This window comes from Mesorhizobium sp. M7A.F.Ca.CA.004.04.2.1 (assembly GCF_004022825.1).
Taxonomy (GTDB): Bacteria; Pseudomonadota; Alphaproteobacteria; order Rhizobiales; family Rhizobiaceae; genus Mesorhizobium.
The window spans coordinates 1-5816 of record NZ_RZPH01000311.1 but is presented as its reverse complement, the minus strand read 5'-3'; the positions used below and the strand labels follow the sequence as shown (position 1 = coordinate 5816).

Annotated in this window: 7 protein-coding genes; 3 read left to right on the top strand and 4 right to left on the bottom strand. The window is 62.6% G+C overall.

The window, feature by feature from the left end:
* Positions 1-784, bottom strand: a 784-nt coding sequence (locus EN893_RS15610; protein WP_128361630.1) for an AsmA family protein, incomplete at its 3' end; no start/stop codon positions are given.
* 153 nt (positions 785-937) lie between these two features.
* Between EN893_RS15610 and EN893_RS15605 the strand changes: the two genes are divergently transcribed.
* A complete protein-coding gene (locus EN893_RS15605; RefSeq protein ID WP_127273760.1) occupies positions 938-1900 on the top strand; it encodes a Dyp-type peroxidase in 963 nt (320 codons plus the stop codon).
* Positions 1901-1965: 65 nt separating this feature from the next.
* Here EN893_RS15605 and EN893_RS15600 read toward each other — a convergent pair whose 3' ends face one another.
* Positions 1966-2487, bottom strand: coding sequence for a hypothetical protein (locus tag EN893_RS15600; RefSeq protein WP_127269202.1), 522 nt, complete (start codon positions 2485-2487; stop codon positions 1966-1968).
* A gap of 122 nt (positions 2488-2609) precedes the next feature.
* On the bottom strand, positions 2610-3206 hold the full coding sequence (locus EN893_RS15595; RefSeq protein WP_206517183.1) for a TetR/AcrR family transcriptional regulator: 597 nt from the start codon (positions 3204-3206) through the stop codon (positions 2610-2612).
* A 115-nt stretch (positions 3207-3321) separates the two neighbouring features.
* On the opposite strand from EN893_RS15595, the gene EN893_RS15590 reads away from it, so the two are divergent.
* Positions 3322-3831 carry a DinB family protein gene (locus tag EN893_RS15590; protein ID WP_127269204.1) on the top strand — a complete coding sequence of 170 codons (510 nt, stop codon included), beginning with the start codon at positions 3322-3324 and terminating at the stop codon, positions 3829-3831.
* Positions 3832-3891: 60 nt separating this feature from the next.
* On the opposite strand, the gene EN893_RS15585 is transcribed toward EN893_RS15590, so the two are convergent.
* Complete coding sequence (locus EN893_RS15585; protein ID WP_127269205.1) at positions 3892-5304, bottom strand: FAD-linked oxidase C-terminal domain-containing protein; 1413 nt, start codon at positions 5302-5304, stop codon at positions 3892-3894.
* Positions 5305-5466: 162 nt separating this feature from the next.
* Here EN893_RS15585 and EN893_RS15580 point away from each other — a divergent pair.
* The coding region (locus EN893_RS15580) for a thioesterase family protein (RefSeq protein WP_164900906.1) at positions 5467-5816 on the top strand (350 nt) is incomplete at its 3' end.

The window sequence follows — 5816 nt, the reverse complement described above, 5'->3', positions numbered from 1 at the left end:
CCCTCACCGTCTCGCCATCGGTGCCGCGCAGCTCGGCGCTGTTCTTGTCGGCACCGGAGATCTTGAACTGGCCGGAATAGGCGGCAGCGCCATTGACGATGCCGGCATTGCCGTCGGTTTCGATGACCAGCGGATAGGCGTCCGGATCGGCCTTCAGCCGAAGCCGCATCTGCCCGTTGCCTTCGGCCTTGCCGGTGGAGGCAGTGACCGTGGTGCGAAGACCGTCGAGCCGCAGCGTGCCGTCCATGCGCCATGGCCCGGCCAGAGACTTGGCCGAGATGGTCGAATTGATCTCGGAAAACAGGTGGCTGCGCCCGCCGGCGGCATGGCGCAGTTCGATCTGCCCTTCCGTCACCGTCAGCTTCTCGATCGAGATCTGATTGAGGTCGAAGGGAGAGGACGGCCGCATCGCCCAGTCGACGGTGCCGTCATTGGCGATATCGATGGTCGCTTTCGGCCGCACCAGCCGCATGTCGAAGATCAGCACTTCGCCGCGCAGGAAGGGCGCCAGTTCCGCATCCATCGAAAACGTCTCGACGGTCATGGCCGGCTGGCCATTGGGGCCGCCGGCGACCGCGACGTTCGAGAAGGTCACCGAGGGAAACGGCAACAGCCTTGCCGTGGCGTCGCCCTGCACGGTCACCTTGCGGCCGAGGATGGCGCTGGCCTCGCGCTCGAATTGGGCGCGGTAGCCGGTCCAGTCGATAAAATACGGCACCACCAGCGCCGCACACAGCACCAGCACAAAAAGGCCACCGAAGATCACGAACAGGCGAGCGAGCATCAGCTCCGAATGGGTTGATTGAAATTCTGCCGCACTCTACCCGCATCCGCGTGTCGATAAAGAGGCAATTCATCCAGTGTTGCGCGATGTCTCATCCGCAGTTGCGTGATATCGGGCGATCTGAAACAAATCCCGGCGAAGCGGAGAATTCGGATGTCTGGAAAGAACTGGGATCGCGTGCCGATCGATGCGCAAAGTGTCGACGCCCCGCTGTCGCTTTCGGCGGTCTTTCTTGTCGTCACCGTCGCCAGCGGTCAGACCGCGCTCGCCAAGATAGCCTCCGTGCTCGGCGGCCTCGATGATCTCGTCAAAACCGTCGGGTTCCGCGATCTTTCCGGGCGGCTTTCGTGCATTGCCGGCATCGGCCGCGATCTCTGGGATCGTCTTTCCCCAGATCGGCGACCGCTGGAACTGAAACCGTTTGCGCCGATCAAGGGTGCCGTTCATTCGGCGCCTTCGACCGCCGGCGATCTTCTCTTCCACATCCGCTCCGAGCGGCCCGATATGTGCTTCGAGTTCGAGCGCATTCTGCTCGACAATCTCGGTGATGCCGTGAACGTCGTCGACGAGGTTTCCGGCTTTCGGTACTTCGATGCGCGTGACCTGCTCGGCTTCGTCGACGGCACGGCCAACCCGACCGGGCTGGACCTTCCGGCCTCGGCACTCGTCGGTGATGAGGACGCCGACTTCGCCGGCGGCAGCTATGTCGTCGTCCAGAAATACCTGCACGATCTCCAGGCCTGGGCGCGCATTCCGACGCCCGAGCAGGAAGCGATCATCGGCCGCACCAAGATCGACAACATCGAAATCGATGATGACGAGGCGCCGCGCAAATCACACAAGTCGCTGGCCACCATCGAGGATACCGATGGCAACGAGTACGACATATTGCGCGACAACATGCCGTTTGGCAGGCCGGGGCAAAAGGAGTTCGGCACCTACTTTATCGGCTACAGCAGGTATCTCTGGGTGATCGAGAGGATGCTGCAGCGAATGTACATCGGTGAGCCGCCGGGCGCTTACGACCGGCTGCTCGATTTCTCGACGCCGCACACCGGCACGACGTTCTTCGCGCCAACCCGCCCCATGCTGCAAACCCTTGTTGAGGACGCATAGAAGACGCCTGCGGCCGCACGGCAGGCCGGCGCCCCAACGATTTCACCCGGCGATTGTCAGAACCCTCAGCGTGCGTCGCGCTTTGCTTGCGCCACCTTGGCCGCCTTGCGCTGCCGGCCAAGCTCCATCGGTCGGACGAGGTCTTGCGCCCTCTGGTTTGCCACCGACCGCATCCCCTTGCGCGCGGTGCGCGAATTGAAAGCAGGGCCTTCCGGCGTCGCCCCTTGCTTCATGACAAATGCCTTGCGCGCGTTTTCGATCAGCGAAACGCTGGCCGCCAGCTGCCGGCGCCGCTCGGCCTCGCCATTCAGCCGCCGCATGGCCATGGCCAGCACCGCAAGCTTTGTCTGCGAACCGCCATCGGACTTTGAGGGCGCAGCGCCTTTCGGCGCTCCTTTGCCGCGTATCTCACGCTGGCGGCGGTGTGCTTGGGTTTGGGCCTTGTCGCGCCGCTCCCGCAACAGCTTGACCAGGCCGGCAAGATCGGCGTCGGAAAGCTCCTGCACCGCCGGATGGTGCGATTTCTCCACCAGTTCCTGTTCGTCCGCGCTCAGCGCACGCGCCGCTTCCTTGCGTGAAATCGCCATGGCATTCCTCCTCCGCTGGCACGCCTGTCTGTTTCAGGCCATTCGCATGAGTTTCTGCCCCAAAACCGCGTCGGTCAAGAATAGCCCTGCTGACGATGCCGGATGGTCGAATACCGAGCCGCTCAGCCTGTGCATCGGCTGCGCAGATAGGCGCAGACCAGCTCGATGAGTTCCGCTCGCAATTCCGGCGATTGCAGTTCGCCATGTCGCGCTGCGGCATGCACGACCCCTTCGACCGCACCCGACAGCACACGTCCGGCAATGTCGTCGCGCTTGGGATCGGGCTTGCCCGAGGCAGATGCGATCACGGCTTGGTAGCGGCGCAGATACTCCGCCTCGAACTGATCCTGTGTCGAGCGTGCGGCAAGCGGCACCTCGTCGAGCAGGACGCGATGCAGTTCCTGATCGACGCTGTGGGCGGCGACGACGCCATCGACAAGCTTCGCCGCCCGCTGTTCCACCGTGATCACTGCGTCACGCTCATCCGAACCGGATATGGCCGCGAGCACCGCGTCGAGATGGCGTTTTCGGATCTCCTCCGCCAAGGCCAGCTTGTTGGGAAAATACTGGTAGATCGAGCCGACGCTGACACCAGCCGCCGAAGCCGTCTCGTTGGTGGTGAAATGCGCCCACCCACGCCGAGCCAGAACGCGAGCCGCGGCTTCGACAATCGTATCCACGGTTGCGCGGGAACGCTGTTGCCGTGGCGCTTTGCGCACGCTTCCATGCTCTGAGGGAACGCGAGTAGCCATATCAGGGCCTTTTCACCAAAATGCGAGTGTCCGCTCACATTTATCGAGCCAAGCCTGCCACGCAAGTCAATGAGAGGTCGCTATGAGCAACAAGACACTGCTTTTATCCCTGTTCCGCTACAAATCCTGGGCCGACAATGAACTCCTCGCTCTTTTGGCAGAGATCGAAAACGAGACAACCGAGAAGCAGCTTGGCGCGATCCTTGAGACCGTCAATCACGCGCATGTCGTCGACCGGATCTTTGCGTCGAACCTCCAGCAGCAGAAGCACTCCTATCGAGACACGGGCACGAGCAGCACACCGACGCTCGCGGAGCTGTCCAAGGCGATCAAGGAAACCGACCGGTGGTACCTCCGCTACGTCGAACAGGTCGACCCCGAAGAACTGGCGGAGGCGATCCGTTTTGCCTTTACGGACGGCGCCCCCGGGCAGATGTCACGAGAGGAGATGCTGGCACATGTCATCACCCATGGCGGCTATCATCGCGGTGAGGTCGGACGCATAGTGACACAATTGTCGAAGCCATCGTCGCCCGACACCTTCACGGGTTATCTCCATCAGGCAGAGCCCGCCCGCCGAGCACCGGTGTAATCGGAAACCTTACATTGGAGATGCCGGTCCGGCTCCTTCATTGCTGTGGCGGGATAATCCCTACCCTGCTGGCAAGATCTTGCCCGGGTTCATGATATCAAGCGGATCCAGCGCCTGCTTGATCGTGCGCATGATGTCGACGCCGTGGCCGAGCTCGTGGCGCAGGAAACCGATCTTGCCCTGGCCGATGCCGTGCTCGCCGGTGCAGGTGCCGTCCATGGCGATCGCCCGCATGTTGAGCCGCGCGACGAACTTTTCCGACAACGCGATCTCCCTGGGATCGTTGACATCCATCAGCACCAGCACGTGAAAATTGCCGTCGCCGGCGTGGCCGACGATCGGCGCGATCAGACCCATCTCTTCTATGTCGGCTTCGGTTTCCATGACGCATTCGGCAAAGCGCGAGATCGGCACGCAGACATCGGTCGACAGCCCCTTGGCGCCCGGCCGCAGTGTCAGCGACGACCAGTAGGCGTCATGCCTGGCCTTCCACAGTTTGGTGCGCTCCTCGGCGACGCTGGTCCACAGGAACGGCCCGCCGCCATTCTCTTCCGCGATCATGCCAAAGGTCTCGGCCTGTTCGGCAACACCGGCATCGCTACCATGAAACTCGACGAACAGGCACGGGCTCTCGGGATAGTCGAGCTTGGAATAGTTCTTCATCGCCCGCATCTGCAGCGCGTTGACCAGTTCGATGCGCGCCACAGGAATGCCCATCTGGATCGTGGCGATGACCGCGTTGCAGGCCGCCTCGACGCTCGGAAACGGGCAGACGCCGCCCGAAATCGCCTGCGGGATGCCTTGCAGCTTCAAGGTCAGCGAGGTGATGATGCCGAGCGTGCCTTCCGAGCCGACCAGCAGCCGCGTCAGATCATAGCCGGCCGAGCTCTTTTTCGCCCGCTTGCCGGTCGTCACGGTTTCGCCGTCAGCCATGACGGCGGTCAGCGACAGCACGTTCTCGCGCATCGTGCCGTAGCGCACCGCATTGGTGCCGGAGGCCCGCGTCGCGGCCATGCCGCCCAGCGAGGCATTGGCGCCGGGGTCGATCGGAAAGAACAGTCCGGTGTCGCGCAGATGCCGGTTCAAATCCTCGCGGGTGACGCCGGGTTCGACCGTGCAGTCGAGATCCTGTGGATTGACCGCCAGGATACGGTTCATGCGCGATGTGTCGACCGATATGCCGCCGCCCGGTGCGTTGGTGTGGCCTTCCAGCGAGGAGCCGACGCCAAAGGCGATCACCGGCACGCGGTGCGCGGCACAGGCCCGCACGATGTCCTGCACCTCGGCGGTCGTCTCGGGAAAGGCGACGCCGTCCGGCGCCTGCGTCGGAATATAGGTGGTGGTGTGGGCATGCTGCGAGCGGATCGCCTGGCCGGTCTGGAATCGCTCGCCGAGCCGTTGCTTGAGGATGCCGAGCACCGCCGCGATGCCTTCCTCGTTACGTTCGACCGGGTTGAGGTCGCTCAGAGCCATGAATTCCTCCGCGAATGGACCAGCGTCCACGCTTGTTATGCGTCTATGGATGCGTAAAGCAATTCCAGGAAAAGTGTGAAGCGGTTTTCCGTCCGGAATGCGTCAGAACAAATAGAGTCTCCGGAGCCAAGCTCTGTCCAGCGCCAGAACAAGGAAGTTTCGATGCCCATCCCCACTCCCTTCGTCTCGAAACCCATGGACATCGAGAAGGACTGGATCGACTACAACGGCCATCTCAACATGGCCTATTACAACGTGCTGTTCGACCGCTGCTCGGACGACGCCTTCGAGGCAATGGGCATGGGACCGAACTATGCCAGGGATCGCCGCCTCACCATCTACACGGCCGAAGTCCATGTCTGCTACGTGCAGGAGCTGCACCTCGAGCACAAGGTCACGGTCTCCTTCCAGCTCATCGACCACGACGACAAGCGGCTGCGGGCCTACCAGGAAATCCGCCATGTCGACGGCTGGCTGGCCGCGACTTCCGAATCGCTGTCGCTGCATGTCGA